A 15,930-nucleotide genomic window follows, 5' to 3' on the forward strand; every position below is an offset into this window, starting at 1 on the left:
GCTTCTGTAGGAGCGAACGGGCGGCGATCCGACTTGCTCGCGATGAACGATAACGCGGTGTGTCAGATACCCCGCGTCGCGGCCTTCGCGAGCAAGCTGCGCTCCTACAGAAGAAGATCGCGCACGTTCCGTAGGGTCTAACCGCGCTTGAGGATCAGGTCCATGACCCGGTCGGTTTTCACCGCCTCGGCGGCCAGGGCAGGATGCTGCGCTTGGCCACGGATATGGGCGTTCATGCCCAGCACGTGGTGCCACTGGATGTGCTCGGGGTTGTCGATGAACAGGCTCAGCCGTTCATCGGCGTCCAAGTGCAGCGGATGCTCGTCGAACACCGAGAAAGCGATACGCCCCTGGCTGCCGATGATCTCCACCCGATCCACCCGACGGTCCGCGACGAAGTTCCAGGCCCCCGTGCCCAGGGCGCCGCAGGCGAAGCGCCAGCTGGCGCTCACCGCGTCCTCGGCGCTGTACAGCCCGGCCTGCCGCGCGGTGAAACCGGCGACCTCGGTGATGTCCCCCAGCAGGTACTGGAACAGGTCCAGGCCGTGGCTCGCCAGGTCGGCGAAGTAACCGCCGCCGGCGATCTGGGGGTCGGTACGCCAATTGCGGCCGCCATTGCGATCGGCCTCGGACGGCGCCTTGGTCAAGGTCCAGCTCAGGTGGCGGACCTCACCGATGCGCCCGTCCCGCAGCCATTGCCGCACGTGCTGGAAGCGCGGCAGGGAACGGCGGTAGTAGGACACGAACAGGTGCAATCCGGCCCGCTGGAAAACCTGCTGCATCTCCAGGCTTTGCGCGGCGTTCAACGCCATCGGCTTTTCCACGCAGCAGTGCTTGCCGGCGGCGGCCACCCGCAAGCTGTAGGCGTGGTGACTGTCGGGCGGCGTGGCGATGTACACCGCGTCCACCTCGGGGTCGTCGATCAGCGCCTGGGCATCGGTGTAGAAACGCGCGATGCCGTGGCGCGCCGCATAGTCCCGCACCGCTTCCAGGCGCCGGCCCATCACCGCCACCAGGGCCGAACCCGGTGCCTTGTAGAAGGCCGGGCCGCTCTTGCGCTCGGTGACGCTGCCACAACCGATCATGCCCCAGCGCACAGGCGGCATGCCCTCTCCTGCGGTGCCCATGGGCCGGTCAGACCGCTTGCAGGGCGCGCAGGTCTAGGCGGCCGTCCAGCAGCGGCGGGCACCAGTAGTAGCCGCCGGTGATCGGCCGGCTCATGCGGTACAGGCCGTCGACGATGCCGTCTTCCAGGCCGCTCATGCGTCGCAGCTGGACTTCGAAGGCCTGGAGGCTGTGGCCGAAGGCGAGGAACATCAGGCCGCCCTTGTCGCCTTCGATCCATGGCATCGAACGGCGCACCATAAAGGCCTCGGGGGTGAAGCTCTCCTGGGCGGTGCGCTTGACGTGGGCCGAGGCCGGCGCGTCGTCCAGCTCTTCGTTGTCGCTCAGGCGGCGGCCGATGATGTTGTCGCGCTCCTCCTGATGCATCGCGGCAAAGCCCTTGAAGTCGTGCTGCCATTGCTGGATCGCGGCGAAGCTGCCACCGCGCAGGCCGTCACTGCCATCGGCCAGGGCCGCGGAAACTGCCTCTTCATCGTGGGGGTTTTCGGTGCCGTCCTCGTAACCGGTCAGGTCGTGGCCGGTCTTGTGGCGGAAGGTTTCGTTCATCTGCACCAGGCGCAGCGCCGGGGCCAGGGCGGCCGCCAGGGCGTTGCCGCGGTGCAGCAGCTCGCCGCGGTCTTCGCCATGCAGCCAGACCCACAGCGCATGCTGGGTCGAAGGGTTGTCGACGCCGACGCCGGTCAGCGCCGGGAAGGCCTTGAGCCCCTGCACGCGGGCGCCCAGCGCCTTGACCAGCGACGCGCCAAACCCTGCTACCGCCGTTTTCCCGTCCACCAGCGTCAGCAGACGATCGATCGCCGCCGGCAGCGCCTCGATGGATTCGAGGGCGAAAAACAGGTGACGAGCCTGGCTCGGAACGGGGGTGGCAAGAATGCCCGGCTGGTAGTAACTCATAGCGACTCCTTGAAGAAAGCCCGGAGTTTACCCGGAGCACCACAATTTGTGGGGGTTTAGACACCCATGAAGTGATGCGGTGAATGGCCACGCCCCTGTCCTACGCCTGACCGCCCTCTTCCCGATAGGCACTGGGGCTGAGGCCGGTCCAGCGCTTGAACGCCCGGCGAAAACTGCGCACGTCGCTGTAGCCCACCGCCTCGGTGATGCGCTCGATGGACAGCTGCGGGTTGGCCAGCAGGCTCAGGGTGCGCGCCCGGCGCACCTGCTCCAGCAACGCGTCGAAGGTCAGGTCGTGCTCGCTCAGGCGCCGGCGCAGGGTGCGCCCGCTCATGTTCAGGTCGCTGGCGACCTGGTCGATATGGCTGCCCTGGGTCAGGTCGCGGGAGATGGCCCGCTCCACCGCCTGGATCAGGTCCAGCTTGCGGTGCACCTGGGCGCTTTCCAGTTCCAGCAGCTTGAGCGCCTGGCGCAGGGCCACGGCGTGGTGGTTGGGCAGGCGCGTATCAAGCCATTCGCCGGCGATGACCATGCGGTTGTGCAGGCAGCCGAAGTGCACGTCCGGCCCCAGCAGGCGCAGGTACTCGTCCTGGTAGGCCGGGGCGGCGTGCATGAACTCTACCCGCAGCGCCTGGAAATCGGCGCCGACCAGGGCGCGGCCATAGACCGGCAGGCTGGCGAAGAACTCTTCGACGGCAAAGATCTGTACGTCGCTGTAGGGCAGCCGGCATTCGACCTCGACGAAAAATTCGTCGCCCTGCTGCCGTACCGTGCAGCTGACGATGCCGCCCGAGGTGTGCTGGTGGCGGATGCCGATGTCGAAGGCATCGCGCAGGGTCTTGCACAGCGACAGCACATGCCCCAGCAGGCCCAGGGTGCCGAGCACGTTCTGGTGCCCGACCCACAGGCCCAGGCCCTGCCGGGGCAAGGCCTTGAGCGCGCGCTGGATCATCGCCACGGCCTGGCGGTAGGAGATGCGTTGCGCAGGGTCCTGCAGGTCGTCGAGGGTGAAGCCCAGGCCGCGGCACAGGGTGTGCGGGTCGACGCCGTGGCTGCCGGCGACTTCGGCCAGGGTCTGCAACAAAAAGGGCGAAACCAGGGCCAGTTGGTACTGTGGATCGACGGCTTTCATCTGCATGGGCATCGGGTCCCGAGCCGGTTCGGCTGCAATGCTTATTCTGGTTATGCGCCCCGCTCCCATCACCGCCAGGGCGAGGCGAGCGCCCGCTCAGCATAGCGTTTTCCGCTCGCGTTCACGGAAGGATGTAACAAGTCATTGCAGGCTGGCCGCGAAAGTCCCCCTCAGTGGCCGCCAATACCCTGCCTGCCCGGGCGCCGAAGGCTTATTCCTATGGGGCGGCCGGAAACCGGCCCACTGCGCGCCCACTGACAATAATAAGAGCCCGAACATGAATTCGACCCGCACCCATCTCTCCCGGCGCCTCGCCGCCAGCCTGGCCTGCCTCGCCGCCCTGCCCGCCCTGGCCCCGGCCAGCGAATCCGGGGTCGACAATATCGGCCCCGGCACCGACGGTTTTTTCATCCTGCCGCTGGATGTCAACGGCCTGCCGGACCACATGTTCGCCTTCAACCTGTATTACAACCACTACGAAGCGCGGAAGCTGAATATCAGCTCCCTGGGCGGCAAGGTGCCGGACGTGCGGATCGTCTCCGACGCGATCATTCCCCGCCTCGACTACCTGAGCCCGCTGCGGGTATTCGGTGGGCGACTCGGCGGCTACGTGGCGCAGCCCTATCTGCGTCAGCAGGTGGGGGTCTTCGGCCTCAAGGACCAGCGCGAAAGCATGGGCGACACCACCATCGCGCCGATCATCCTGTGGGACCTGGGCAAGAACTTGACCCTGGGCGCCGCCGTGGAAATCACCATTCCCACCGGCAAGTACGACGCGACGCGCCTGGCCAATACCAGCAACAACTTCTACACCTACAAGCCGCTGGTTTCGGTGACCTGGCTGCCGACCCCGCGTACCGAGCTGTCGCTGAAGACCACCTACAGCTTCAACGAGGAAAACCACGCCACCGACTACAAGTCCGGGCAGATTTTCCACTTCGACTATTGCGCCAGCTACAAGGTGACCGACAACCTGAGCCTGGGGCTCAACGGCTACTACCTGAAGCAGACCAGCGACGACAAACAGTACGGCCGCACCGTGCAGTTTCTCGGCGAGGACGTGGACGACGGCGTGCGCGGCCAGGTGTTCGCCATCGGCCCGGCGCTGTACCTGACCTTCCTCAAGTACGCCAGCGCGGAGATCCGCTGGGCCAAGGAGTTCGACGTGGAGAACCGGCCCGAGGGCGAGATGCTGTGGGCCAAGCTGACGATTCCGTTCAGCCTGTGATGTAGGAGCGAGCGGGCGGCGATCCGACTTGCCCGCGATGGCTGCGCCGCGGAATGCCTGGCGGACCGCGTTATCGCTCATCGCGCGCAAGCTGCGCTCCTACAGAAGCAGGACGCGCACGCCGTAGGAGCGAGGCTTGCCCGCGAAAGGCCTCGAGGACAGCGCAAAAACCTAGCTGTAGACCGGCCAGCGCTCGACGATCCGCCCGCTGCGCACCGCCAGCAGGTCGCCGAATTGCAGCAGCAGCGCTTCGCTCTGCATCGGCCGCAGGAACACCTGGTCGTCCGGTCCCAGGCCCACGGCGGGCGAGCCGTTGACCATCTCCTGGTTGGAACTGCGGCCGAACAGACCGTTGCTTTGCAGCCCCGCCGGCGACTCGAACTCGGCCTGCCAGTTGCCGCCATAGATGAAGAATGTCTCGCGCTGGTTCGGGTCCCACCAGGCCAACAGCTTCGACTTGTCGTCCAGCGCCGGGATGCGCACCGGGCCAGTGTTTTTCAGCACCGGGGTAGCGATGTAGGCCGCGGGCCGATGTTCGCTGAGGGATGGCAGGTCGTAATGGGTCGGCTTGAGCATCGCCGTGCCCACCGACACCTCGCTGCTCAACTGTTCCTGCTCATGCATGCGGTAGCTGGGGCTGCCGGCGGTATTGAGGGTCAGCCCCGGCTGCCAGAGCGCCGGATGGCGTTGCCGGGTGAAGTCCACGGCGCTCTGGTAGCGCTGCATGACCTTGGCGAACAGCGCTTCGGACGAGCCGAGAATGCCCGGCACGCCCATGCCGACAAAGGGGTCGTAGCCCATGAAACCGGCGAACTCCAGGTGCTGGGGGTTGGCCGCGATCAGGGTCAGCAGCGGCCCCAGGCCGCTGCTGTCCTTCACCCCACCGCGGTGCAGGCCGACGTCCAGCTCGATATTGATCCGCAACCGGGTGCCCAGGCCGCGAGCCAGGGCCAGGTATTGCTGCAAACGTTCCGGGGTATCGATCAGCCATTGCAACTGCCGGGCCGGGTCGAACCGGCCTTTGTGGCCCTGGTAGAACAGCTGCGCCGAGCGCACCGGCAGCGGCTTGCCCAGCAGGATATCGGCCTCGGGAAAACGCAGGGCATCGTGATTGAGGAACGGCTGGTGGAACGACATCAGGCGCTGGGTGCCGGCACGCTGGCCGATGTACGCCAGCAGCCCCGGCGACGGCAGGGATTTCTCCACCAGCCGCAGCTGCTTGCCGCCGCGCTTGACCGACTGCAGCACCACATCGATGTTGTGGTCCAGGCGATCGAGGTCGATCAGCAGCACCGGGCGCATCGGGCCGTGGGCCTTGAGTTCCTGGTTCAGCGCGCGGAAATAGTCGCTGTAGGGCCCGCCCCGGTCGGCGGGCCGCAGCCAGGCACCCACGCCTGCCAACAAGGCGCCGACACCCGCGGTACCGAGCAGGAAGTTGCGTCGATTCATGCTTTTTATCTCCCTTCAGACCACGCCCAGGATGGACGACAGGTGTGCATTGAGGAACTTGCCGCCGGGGTCCAGCGCTTCGCGCACCCGGGTGAATTCCCGCCAGCGCGGGTACAACGCCTGCAACTGTCGGGCGTTGAGGCTGTGCAACTTGCCCCAGTGCGGGCGGCCGGCGTACTTCCAGAAGATCGGTTCAATGGCGGCGAAGAAGTTGTGGTGGTCCATGGCGTAGTGCTGGTGCACCGAGATCGAACAGCTGTCGCGGCCCTCGAACATGCTCAGGGCAATGTCGTCGGCCTGGACATAGCGGTACTCGATGGGAAACCAGGTGCGCAGGTCCTTGTCGCGGATCAGCTTGAGGATTTCCCGCAGGCAGGCCGGGCCGTGCTCGGCCGGCACCGAGTACTCCATTTCGTTGAAGCGCACGTTGCGCACGTTGGCGTAGACCTCGTAGGAGTCGCCGACCCGGTCGTCGAAACGGGCGAAATGCCGCAGGCTGTTGAGCAGGGTGCGGCGGGTTTCGGGAAAGTCGCTGAGGTATTTATCGAGGTTCTCGATCAGGCTGACGAACTCGTTGCCGCCCTCTTGTGCCGGGTCCACGGGCAGGGTCGCCGGGTCTTCGGTTTCATTCAGGGCAATCGACAGCGCGTAGTCGGAATGGGTGACCACCAGCATTTCCCAGTGCTGGTTCTCGCGGGTGTTTTTCGCCAGGTCTTCGAGCAGTTCCTCGGTCTTGGCGATCCACTGTTTTTCCCGCAGGCGATAGGCCGGGCGATTCTGCAGACGCACCCGGGTGGCCACGCCCAACGCACCGAGGGAGACCCGCGCTGTGTTGAAGATTTCGGCGTTACGGCGGCTGTCGCAGTCCAGCACCTCGCCGCTGGCGGTCACCAGTTGCAGGCCGCACACCTGGGCCGAATAGGACGTGAAGCCGACGCCGGTGCCGTGGGTCGAGGTGGCGATGGCCCCGGCCAGGGTCTGGTAGTCGATGTCGGCCATGTTCGGCAGGGCCTGGCCGATCGCCTTGAGCGGCGCGCCCATGCGCGACATCGGCGTGCCGGCGGCGAACTCGGCCTGCAAGGTGGCGGCATCGTGGCTGAGCAGGCCGCTGAAAAAACTCAGCGACAGCAGCGTGCCGTCGGTGGGCACCAGGGCGCTGAAGGAGTGCCCCGAACCCACCGGACGGATCTTGCCCGGGGTCTGGCGAATCACCTGCACCAGCTCGTCCAGGTCCTTGGGCGCCAGCCGCGCCAGGGGCAGGCAGCTTTGCGCGCCGGACCAGTTGCGCCAGGGAATCAGCCGGGGCGCCCGCGCCAGCTCGGCCAGCAGCGGGTTGCTGGCCAGCGCACTGAAGGTCCCGGCCACTGCGGCGCGTTGCAATAGCTGACGTCGTGTGAGGGGCATGCTCATGCCAGTGTCCTTGTGCCAGATTATTGGAGGTCTTGTGCGGACATGAAGCGGATCAGGCCGAGGAACTGCTCCTCGGAACACTGCATGCACAGGCCCATCGGCGGCATGCCGTGGTAGCCGTTGATGCTGTGGTCCAGCAGGGTGTCGGCGCCCTGGGCGATGCGCGGGCGCCAGGCCTGGATATCGCCGGTCAGCGGCGCGCCGGACGCCGGGTTGGCGTGGCAGAGTTTGCAGCTGCTGTCATAGATCCGCGCCAGCGCCGAGTCGTCGGGCAGCTGTTGCAGGGTGGCCGCCGATGGCGGCGCGGGCTTGTCGCCGCAGGCAACCAGCAGCCCGCCCAGTGCCAGCCACAGGGCGACGCGCCCCAGGCGATACGGCGTGACGACGGATGAAAACCGCAGCGAGGCAGTCGGTGCCGGCATGGTGTTCCTCTCGGGTGACGGTCGGGATCGACCCAGAACCAACACTAAGCCAGGCGCGGCCACGGCCTGAGGGCATTGCGGGCCAGCGAGGGGGGCATCTGCGGCCAGGGGCAGACGCTTGCCCACGATGGGGGCGCCGCGGTTTACCGGTGGACCGCGTTATCGTTCATCGCGCGCAAGTCGGATCGCCGCCCGCTCGCTCCTACTGGATTGCGCGGGCTTCTGTAGGAGCGAGGCTTGCCCGCGAAAAACCGTTAACGATAACGCGGGGGCCTGGGGACCGCCGCTACGCGGGCAATCGAGCGACAGCCGGCCGCTGCTGCTGGAGAACAACAGCCGGGACTATTTGATGCGGTAGTGAAAGGTGTTGCGCACCGCGGGCACCGACACCGCCTGGCCGTCGACGATGCGCGGTTGGTAGCGGAAGGTGTTGGCCGCCGCCAGCGAGGGGCGGATAAACAGCTGGTGGCAGCCATCGAGCACCTTGGGGTGCTCCACCTTGCCTTGCGGGTTGACGCTGTATTCCACGGTGCAGTCGCCTTCAATGTGCTTGTCCAGGGCGCGTTGCGGGTAGTCCGGGGCCTCCTTGCTCAGGGGCAGGTATTGGCGGCTGTCGGCCGCGGCCTGGGCGGCAGCTTGTTGCCGGGCGCGCTCGGCGGCCAAGCGGGCCTGTTCGGCACGCTGCTGCTGTTGCGCTTGCTCCTGGGCCAGGCGCTGCTGCTCGGCTTCGCGGCTGCGCTGTTGGTTTTCCTGGCGCTCGCGCTGCTGCTCGGCCAGTTGCTCGCGCTTCTTGTCCTCGACCCGTTTGCGCGCCAGGGCCGCCTGTTCGAGCTTGCGCGCCTGGAGCTGCGGATCGACAGCAGGCTTGACCGGCTCGACCGGAGCCGCGAGCACCGGCTCCGGCGGTGCCGGTGTCGGTACGGGCTCGACTAAAGCCGGCGCGGGCTCGGGCGCTTGTGGCGCTGGCGGCAGCATCACCAGTTGGGTACGCAACACCGCCGGCTGTTCGGCGGCCGGCGGCTCTACCGACCAGCCCGCCACCAGCAGCGCCAGCACCCCGGCGTGCAGCGCCACTGCCAGGGTCCCGGCCAGCGCATGGGACCGCCAGTGCCTGGGCGAGGGTTGCAGGGAGAATTCGTCGAAAGCCTGCCGTGGACTGTGCATGATCATCGCCGTCATTGCGGGGCCTCGGTCACCAGCCCCAGGTTGCTCACCCCGCCCTGCTGCAACGCCGCCATGGCCGCTACCACCAGGCCGTAGCCGGCGTCCTGGTCGGCGCGGATGTAGACCTGGGTATCGCTGCGCGCGGCGACGATTTGCGCCACCTTGGCGCGCATCTCGTCGAGGTCCACCGCGCTGTCGGTCTGCTGGCGCGTATCCAGCTCGCCGCCGAGGTTCCAGTAGTAGCCGCCCTCGGCCTTCACCGACAGGGTCAGGATCTGCTGCCGGGTATCGGTGGCCAGGGCCTCGCTGGCGACCTTGGGCAACTCGATCTTCACCCCCTGGGTCAGCATCGGCGCGGTGACCATGAAGATCACCAGCAGCACCAGCATTACGTCGATGTAGGGCACCACGTTCATTTCGGCCTTGGGCCCGTGCTTGTGTTGCGGCCTGACTAGCATCTGCACTCTCCTCTCAGGCCGCGACGGCCAGGTTCGACGACGCGCCGTGCAGCTGGCGATGCAGGCGCGCCTGCAGTTCGTTGCCGAAGGCGTAGTAGCGGGTCAGCAGGGTCTGGCCACGGGCGGCGAAACGGTTGTAGGCAATCACCGCGGGGATCGCCGCGAACAGGCCGATGGCGGTGGCGATCAGCGCTTCGGCGATGCCTGGGGCCACGGTGGACAGGGTCGCCTGCTGCACCTGGGACAGGCCGAGGAAGGAATTCATGATCCCCCACACGGTGCCGAACAGGCCGATATAGGGGCTGACCGAACCCACCGTGGCGAGGAACTGCAGGCCTTTTTCCAGGCGGATTTCCTGCTCGCTGATGGCCACGTACAGCGAACGCTCGACCCCTTCGAGCACCACCCCGGCCGGGTTGCCGCCCTGCTGGCGCAGTTGGCTGTAGGCCTGGAAACCGGCCTGGAAGATCGGCTCGACACCGCCCTCGCCGTCCGCCCGTTGCAGGCTTTCGCGGTACAGCGGGGTCAGTTCGGCGCTGCCGCGAAAGCGCTGGACGAAGGCGTCGAGCTGGCGTTCGGTGCGCTTGAGCACGCTGCTGCGCTGGATGATCAGGTACCAGCTGAGCAGCGACGCCAGCAACAGGGTGAGCATGACCGCCTTGACCAACAGGCTGGCATCGCTGATAAGCCCCCAGATGGTCATGTGTTCCAGTGTCGCCTGCATGGTGAAACTCCTTTGCCTGTGCGCCCGGGCCGTCAATGCGCGGCGGCCCCGGGGCTATTCGATGACATGTTGATGAACGGTTAATGACAGCTCAGGGCAGTTGCAGCGCCCTGGCCACCTCGGCCCAGGGCACGAACTTGAAGTTCTGGGTCTGCTCGGGCATGCGCTTGCGGCCGTCCTGGACCACCAGCAAGCCCTGGCTCCAGGGCCCGCCGAGGTTGGCCGAGGTGACTTCCAGGCCATCGGTTTCCGACGCCCCGTCGATGCCCGCGGCGGCATTCAGGCCGACCCGGAAGGCCCCGCGGGAGGCGAACGGCGGCTCGGCATCGAGCAGCACATAGCTGTCGTTGCCCTGGCTGGAAATCATCAGGTAGTCATGCGTCTCGCTCTGGTACAGCGCCAGGCCCTCGACATCGGCATGCAGCTGCGGGCCGACCTTGATCACGCTGGTGAGGTTGGCCGGCTGGTCGGCGCGGGCATCCACCGCCCACACGCCGACGTCTTCCTCGCCGAGGAACAGGCGCTGGCGCTGGTCGTCGGCGACACAGCCTTCCGGCTGGCTGTCGACCTTGAACTGGCGCACCAGCTCGCCCTGGACCCGGCCATCGGCGGCACTCAGGCGGTATTGCAGGAAGCGGCCGTCCTTGCCGTTGGCAAAGGCATACAGCTCGCCGCTGGCCGGCTGGAACAGGCAGATACCGTAGATTTCCTTGAGCGGCGTGGGGATCTCCCCGGCTTCGCGCAGCTCGCCGCTGGCGCGATCGATGCTGAACAGGCTGAGGCTGTTGTGATCGCGGTTGCTCGCCACCGCCAGATCGACCACCTGGGTGCCCAGCTTGAAGTTCGCCCGCAGGTCGACGTTGTTCAACCGCCCCACCGGCAACTCCTGGAGCAATTTGCCTTGCAGGTCGTAGGCCAGCAGCCCCTGCTTCTTGTTGGTGCCCAGCACCCGGCTCAGCTCCGGCTGCCGAGGGTGAATCCAGATCGCCGGGTCGTCCGCCGCATCGCCCTGGCGCCCTACCGGCTCGCTCTGGCTCAGGGCCGACACATTCGGCAGCACCGGCGCCGGCGGCACCGGGGTGGCCTGCCAGTCCAGCCGGCCCTGGTAGATCCGCCCGTCGTCATCGTCGCGCAGCAGTATTTGCAGGCCCTTGGCGCTGGCCTGCACGGCGAGGTTTTCCGGCTCCTTCAGGCCGGGCAAGCTCAGGTTGGCCCTGGGCGACCAGCCTTCGCCCTGTTGTTGGTCGCCCTGCTGATAAAGGTGCAGGCGCGCCGCCTTGGGGTCGAGCGCCAGCACGCCCCCCGGTACCAGGGCCATGGCGCCGGCGGCCTTGGCGATGTCGCCGAAGGGCGCGCGCATGGCCACCGGCCGCCGCTCGACCTCGGCTTCGGGGTGCGCCGGGTAGGCCCACCAGCCGACGTTCTCTTCGTTGACCAGCAATTGATTGGCGCCATCGTCCACTTGGCAGAACTGCGCCGCCGGCGGCAGCGGTACGCCGCGCACCCGTTGCGCCGTGGCGCTCAGCCGGGCGCCGGTGCCCACCAGCCATTGCTCGCCCTTGCCCTCCTCGCCCACCAGGAACAGGAACAGGTTGCTGGCCTCGTCGCGGTACAGGCACAGGCCGTTGACCGGGAAGTCCCGCGCCGGCAGGTACAGCGGCTGGCCCCACTGGCGGCTCTGTGGATCGAGGCTGACCAGCAGTGCCTGCTGGCGCTGGCTGTCGAGCGTGGCGACCAGCACCTGCTGGCCGGCGGCGCGGCTGTCCAGTCCATTGAAGGCGCCTTGCAAGCGCGCCAGTTGCTCGCCCTGGGCGTCGAGCAGCAACAGGCCGTCACGTTCGCTGGCGGCCAGGCGCTCGCTGCCGCCGGGCATGAAGCCGATGGCCTCGATGGCCAAGTCCTGCTTGGGCAGCCAGGGTTTCAGGGTCAGGGTGGGCGCCGATGAGGAGCCAGCAACGGCCGCGCCGCTACCCAGGCAGATCAGCGCGACCAGCAGGCAGCGCGCGGGTGACAACGAAATACTCATGAATGGATCAGGTCCTTATTGTTCATTCGGCACGGCGGCAGCACTAAGGCGCCGCCGCCTCGGGATCAGAAGTGGGTGAAGGTCAGGCCGAGCTTGTAGGTCGGGCCGTACTCCTCGTACTGGCCGTTGTAGGAGCGGTGGCCGGTGTAGACGAAGTACGGCTCGTCGGTGAGGTTCTGCGCCTCAAAGCTCAGTTGCAGGCTCTTGGTCAGCGAGTAGCGGGCGCTGAAATCGACGAAGGTCTGGGCATCGACGTGCAGGTCGTGGGCCTTGTCGTTGATCGAGGCCAGCTCATAGAGGTAGTCCGACTTGTAGTTGGCCGACAGACGCAGGCTGAGCTTGTCGTTTTCCCAGCCGAGTATCAGGTTGCCGACGGTGTCCGACTGGTTCGGCAGGTCAATGCTGCGCTTGCGGTTGACCCCGCTGGCGGCATCGAAGCCCTTGATCTCGGCGTCGGAGCGGCTGAAGGTGGCGTTGGCCCCCAGCAGCAGGCCGTTCCACGGCGCCGGCAGCCAGTCGAATTTCTGCGAGTAGGCCAGTTCCAGGCCGTACAGCTTGGCGCTGTCGCCGTTGGCGAAGGTGTGCGCCTCGGCGAAGTCGGTCCAGGCGCCGGTGCCGGCCAGGTCGGTGTTGTAGACGAAGTTCTTGATGTCCTTGTAGAACACGAAGGCCGAGACGGTGCCGGCGCGACCCATGAAGTGCTCGATGCCAAGGTCCAGGTTGCTCGACTCCAGCGGCTTGAGGTCCGGGTTGCCGAAGCTGGCTTCGTCATCGTCGATGACAAAACCCGGCGCCAGCTGGCCGAAGGTCGGGCGCACCACCGCCTTGGTCCAGGCCGCGCGCACCTGGGTGTTCTTGTCCAGCTGGTAACGCGCGTGCAGGCCCGGCAGCCAGTGGTGGTAACGACGCTTGGTTTCGGTGGACTGGAACTCGCCGTCGGTGGCGCCGGTGCCCTTGGCTTCGAACTCGGTGCCTTCGTAGCGCAGGCCGGCGATAAAGCGCCAGTCGTCGATATCGACGGTGTTCATCAGGTAGCCGGCGTTGATGTCTTCGCGGATCTTGAAGTCGTTGACCCGGGATTCGGTTTCGTCGAAGAACGCATCGCGGTCCAGGCCGCCGATCAACTGCTTGATCGAGCCGCCGCTGATGCCCGGGCCGAAGCGGCCGAGGCGATAGTCGACGCTGCCTTTGCGGAAGCGGTCGAGGTTGAGCTGCTCGTCGCTGAAACCCAGTTCGTCGAAGTCCTTGTAGACCCAGGCGTCGAGGTCGTTGTCCTTGTTGCGCCGGCTGACCTTGCCGCCGAACTTGACCTGGGACGCATAGCCGCTGAGGTCGTAGTCGCGGGCCAGGTCCAGACGCAGGTTTTTCTCGGTGTCGGTGGTGCGCTGCTTTTCCCACTCGACCTTGTCCAGGCTGAAGTTGGCCGGGTCGTAGAAACCCTGGCCGACGATCGGCCGCGGCTTGTCCTTGTCGTAGAAACCGCTGTCGGCGAAGTCGTCGTTGCCTTCGAACACCGCGTTGGCGATGTGCCCCGGGCTGTCTTCGCTGGAGCGGCTGTAGCCGGCCTGGCCGCTGAGGGTCCAGAGACCGAACATACGTTCGCCGCCGAACACGTAGGACTGGATCTCCTGGGTTTCCTCGCGCTGCTTGAGCTTGCGTTTACCTTCGGCGTCGCCCAGCTCGCCGGCCGCCTGGGGCTCGGCGAATTCCAGGCTGGCGGCGTTACGCGTCTCGCTGTCCTTGTAGCGGCTGTACAGGGTGCGCAGGTAGTAGCTGCTGAGGTTGTCCGGCTTGTAGTCGAAGTTCAGGCCGCCGCCGGCGCGCTCGCGGCTGATGTCGTAGTCGCGCAGTTCGAACTCCTGCAGTTTCGCGCCCTGTTCGAAGTCCCAGGCGCCGCCGGTCTCGACGTTGTCCGAGCCGAAGTCGCGTTTCTGCCAGCTCAGGGCCGCGGCCACACCGAAGTTGTCGATGCCGTCGCCGAGGCTGAAGCGGTCGCTGACCGCGCCGGAGAATTTCGGGCTGGTCTGGTGAGTGTTCCGATCGTAGCTGGCTTCACTGCTGCCGGTGTAGAACAGGCCCTTGTGATCGAAGGCCGAAAGGCTCTGCACATCGACGGTGCCGCCCAGGGAGTTGGCGTCCATGTCCGGGGTCAGGGTCTTGATCACCGACAGCGACTGCACCAGCTCCGAGGGCAGCACGTCCAGGGCCACGGCGCGGCGTTCGCTTTCCGGGGCCGGCACCAGGGTGCCGTTGATGGTCACGCTGTTGAGGTCCGGGCCCAGGCCACGCACGCTGACAAAACGCCCTTCGCCCTGGTCGCGCTCGACGCTGATGCCCGGCAGGCGCTGCGCCGCTTCGGCGACGTTCTCGTCCGGCAATTGGGCCACGCCGTCGGCGTGCACCACGCTCTTGATGCTGTCGGCGCTGCGCTGCTCCTTGAGCGCCTGGTCGATGCTCGCGGCCTGGCCGACCACTTCCAAGTGTTCGGTGGTTTTACTCGAGTCGGCGTCGGCGGCGCTCAGGCGTTCGCTGGCGATCGCCATGGCCAGGGCGGTGAGCGTGAAGCCGAGCAGGCCGGCGGTGCTGCTGCGCTTGTACATGATGGTCCTCCCCCAAGAGTCCGGTGACGCCAGGCAAGGGGCCCGGCAACTGGGAGGGCAAGCTAGGGTCGGCGAATGACGGTTCCGTGACAGGGGTTGGCAGGAAGGCCGGCGAACCGGGGTTTGGGCCGGGTTCGAGGGGCAAAGTGAGCTGAAATGACCTTTTCCCGGGGGTTGGCGGTGACTGGTCTGACGCTTTCGCGGGCAAGCCTCGCTCCTACACCGCGTAACGTCAGCGGCCACACCGCCCCCAGATCGCAAAAAAAACACACCGTCACGATGAGCTGATTCGACCTCCCCCACCCGCTTCGCCGCCGTCACCCGGCTGTCACACACATCTGCTGTGCTGGCGCGCATTGCTTCTTCGCCAAAGGATCGCGGCCATGTTCTCAGTGCTCAAACCCCACCGATGGAAACTCGCCACCCTGCTACTGGCGGCCAATCTCGGCCTGCTCCTGCACCTGGCCTGTGGCGAGTTGAAGGCGGTCAGCGAATGGGTCTGGCTGGACATAATCGGCGAAGGCGGCACCGCGCTGCTGGCCCTGATCTGGCTCGGCCTGGTGCTGAAAAGCCGCCCGGCGGGACGGGTCACCAACTACCTGGCCCTGGGCCTGAGCTGCATCTTCTTCTCCTGGTGGATCGACAGCCTCGACGAGTTCATCCGCCTGCCCGACAGCATCGCCTGGGACCACTGGCTGGAATCCGCGCCGATGCCGGTGGGCATGGTCCTGCTGACCATCGGCATCTACCACTGGCACCGCGAACAGCTGGCGATCAGCGCACAGATGGAGAAACGCGAACGGCTGTTCCGCGAGCACCGGCTGTTCGACAAGCTCACCCCGCTGGGCGGCGCCGACTACCTCAAGCGCCAGCTGGCCGACAGCCTGCAGGACAGCCAGCGCCAGCAGCAGCCGCTGTCGCTGCTGGCCCTGGACCTGGACAACTTCGCTGCGATCAACCAGGACTTCGGCCACGCCGAGGGCGACGCGGTGCTGCAGGCGCTGAGCCATCTGCTGCTGCTCAACCTGCGTCGCCAGGACCTGCTCTGCCGGCTGGCCGGCGACCGCTTCGTGGTGCTGCTGCCGAACACCGGCGAGAGCCAGGCGCGGCTGCTGGCCCAGGAGCTGCAACAGGCGGTACGGAGCCTGGCGCACAAGAGCCGCCAGCACGGCGAACGCTTGCAGCTGTCAGCCTGCACCGCAGTGGTGATGGCCCTCGACGAGACGCCGGACGGCCTGCTTAAACGCCTCAACCTGGCCCTGGCCCGAGCCAAGCAACCGCTGGCGAAAAGCGCCTGA

General features: G+C 66.7%; 13 protein-coding genes. 2 read left to right on the plus strand and 11 right to left on the minus strand.

Annotated features, from left to right (window positions below; all coding sequences use genetic code 11):
* Window positions 1–137: 137 nt before the first annotated feature.
* The 3 genes from C4K27_RS19355 to C4K27_RS19365 all read right to left on the minus strand — a co-directional run bounded on the left by C4K27_RS19355 (window position 138) and on the right by C4K27_RS19365 (window position 3,157).
* The gene (locus C4K27_RS19355; RefSeq protein ID WP_053261778.1) at window positions 138–1,106 is read right to left on the minus strand and encodes a Gfo/Idh/MocA family protein; all 969 of its coding nucleotides are present in this window, start codon (window positions 1,104–1,106) and stop codon (window positions 138–140) included.
* Window positions 1,107–1,134: 28 nt separating this feature from the next.
* Window positions 1,135–2,019 carry a Dyp-type peroxidase gene (locus C4K27_RS19360; protein ID WP_007929341.1) on the minus strand — a complete coding sequence of 295 codons (885 nt, stop codon included), beginning with the start codon at window positions 2,017–2,019 and terminating at the stop codon, window positions 1,135–1,137.
* 100 nt (window positions 2,020–2,119) lie between these two features.
* Entirely contained in the window at window positions 2,120–3,157 is a 1,038-nt protein-coding gene (locus C4K27_RS19365) for an AraC family transcriptional regulator (RefSeq protein ID WP_053261779.1), read from the minus strand.
* 271 nt (window positions 3,158–3,428) lie between these two features.
* Between C4K27_RS19365 and C4K27_RS19370 the strand changes: the two genes are divergently transcribed.
* Window positions 3,429–4,379 carry a SphA family protein gene (locus C4K27_RS19370; protein ID WP_053261780.1) on the plus strand — a complete coding sequence of 317 codons (951 nt, stop codon included), beginning with the start codon at window positions 3,429–3,431 and terminating at the stop codon, window positions 4,377–4,379.
* A gap of 171 nt (window positions 4,380–4,550) precedes the next feature.
* On the opposite strand, the gene C4K27_RS19375 is transcribed toward C4K27_RS19370, so the two are convergent.
* The 8 genes from C4K27_RS19375 to C4K27_RS19410 all read right to left on the minus strand — a co-directional run bounded on the left by C4K27_RS19375 (window position 4,551) and on the right by C4K27_RS19410 (window position 14,632).
* Window positions 4,551–5,759 carry a DSD1 family PLP-dependent enzyme gene (locus C4K27_RS19375; protein WP_162235134.1) on the minus strand — a complete coding sequence of 403 codons (1,209 nt, stop codon included), beginning with the start codon at window positions 5,757–5,759 and terminating at the stop codon, window positions 4,551–4,553.
* Window positions 5,760–5,843: 84 nt separating this feature from the next.
* Window positions 5,844–7,172 carry a D-arabinono-1,4-lactone oxidase gene (locus C4K27_RS19380; protein WP_162235135.1) on the minus strand — a complete coding sequence of 443 codons (1,329 nt, stop codon included), beginning with the start codon at window positions 7,170–7,172 and terminating at the stop codon, window positions 5,844–5,846.
* Window positions 7,173–7,258: 86 nt separating this feature from the next.
* Window positions 7,259–7,660: a c-type cytochrome gene (locus C4K27_RS19385; RefSeq protein WP_053261783.1), complete on the minus strand. Its 402-nt coding sequence runs from the start codon at window positions 7,658–7,660 to the stop codon at window positions 7,259–7,261.
* 342 nt (window positions 7,661–8,002) lie between these two features.
* The gene (locus C4K27_RS19390; protein ID WP_053261784.1) at window positions 8,003–8,839 is read right to left on the minus strand and encodes an energy transducer TonB; all 837 of its coding nucleotides are present in this window, start codon (window positions 8,837–8,839) and stop codon (window positions 8,003–8,005) included.
* Window positions 8,836–9,282 carry a protein TolR gene (tolR, locus tag C4K27_RS19395; RefSeq protein WP_053261785.1) on the minus strand — a complete coding sequence of 149 codons (447 nt, stop codon included), beginning with the start codon at window positions 9,280–9,282 and terminating at the stop codon, window positions 8,836–8,838. Before tolR ends, C4K27_RS19390 begins: the two co-directional genes overlap by 4 nt.
* A gap of 13 nt (window positions 9,283–9,295) precedes the next feature.
* Window positions 9,296–10,006, minus strand: a complete 711-nt coding sequence (gene tolQ / locus C4K27_RS19400) for a protein TolQ (RefSeq protein WP_053261786.1) — start codon at window positions 10,004–10,006, stop codon at window positions 9,296–9,298.
* A 91-nt stretch (window positions 10,007–10,097) separates the two neighbouring features.
* Window positions 10,098–12,032, minus strand: coding sequence for a phytase (locus C4K27_RS19405; RefSeq protein WP_053261787.1), 1,935 nt, complete (start codon window positions 12,030–12,032; stop codon window positions 10,098–10,100).
* Between the two features lie 65 nt (window positions 12,033–12,097).
* Window positions 12,098–14,632, minus strand: a complete 2,535-nt coding sequence (locus C4K27_RS19410; protein WP_053261788.1) for a TonB-dependent receptor — start codon at window positions 14,630–14,632, stop codon at window positions 12,098–12,100.
* Between the two features lie 383 nt (window positions 14,633–15,015).
* Here C4K27_RS19410 and C4K27_RS19415 point away from each other — a divergent pair, with 383 nt between their 5' ends.
* Window positions 15,016–15,930 carry a GGDEF domain-containing protein gene (locus tag C4K27_RS19415; protein ID WP_053261789.1) on the plus strand — a complete coding sequence of 305 codons (915 nt, stop codon included), beginning with the start codon at window positions 15,016–15,018 and terminating at the stop codon, window positions 15,928–15,930.

The sequence above is a fragment of the Pseudomonas chlororaphis subsp. chlororaphis genome (assembly GCF_003945765.1).
GTDB lineage: Bacteria > Pseudomonadota > Gammaproteobacteria > Pseudomonadales > Pseudomonadaceae > Aquipseudomonas > Aquipseudomonas chlororaphis.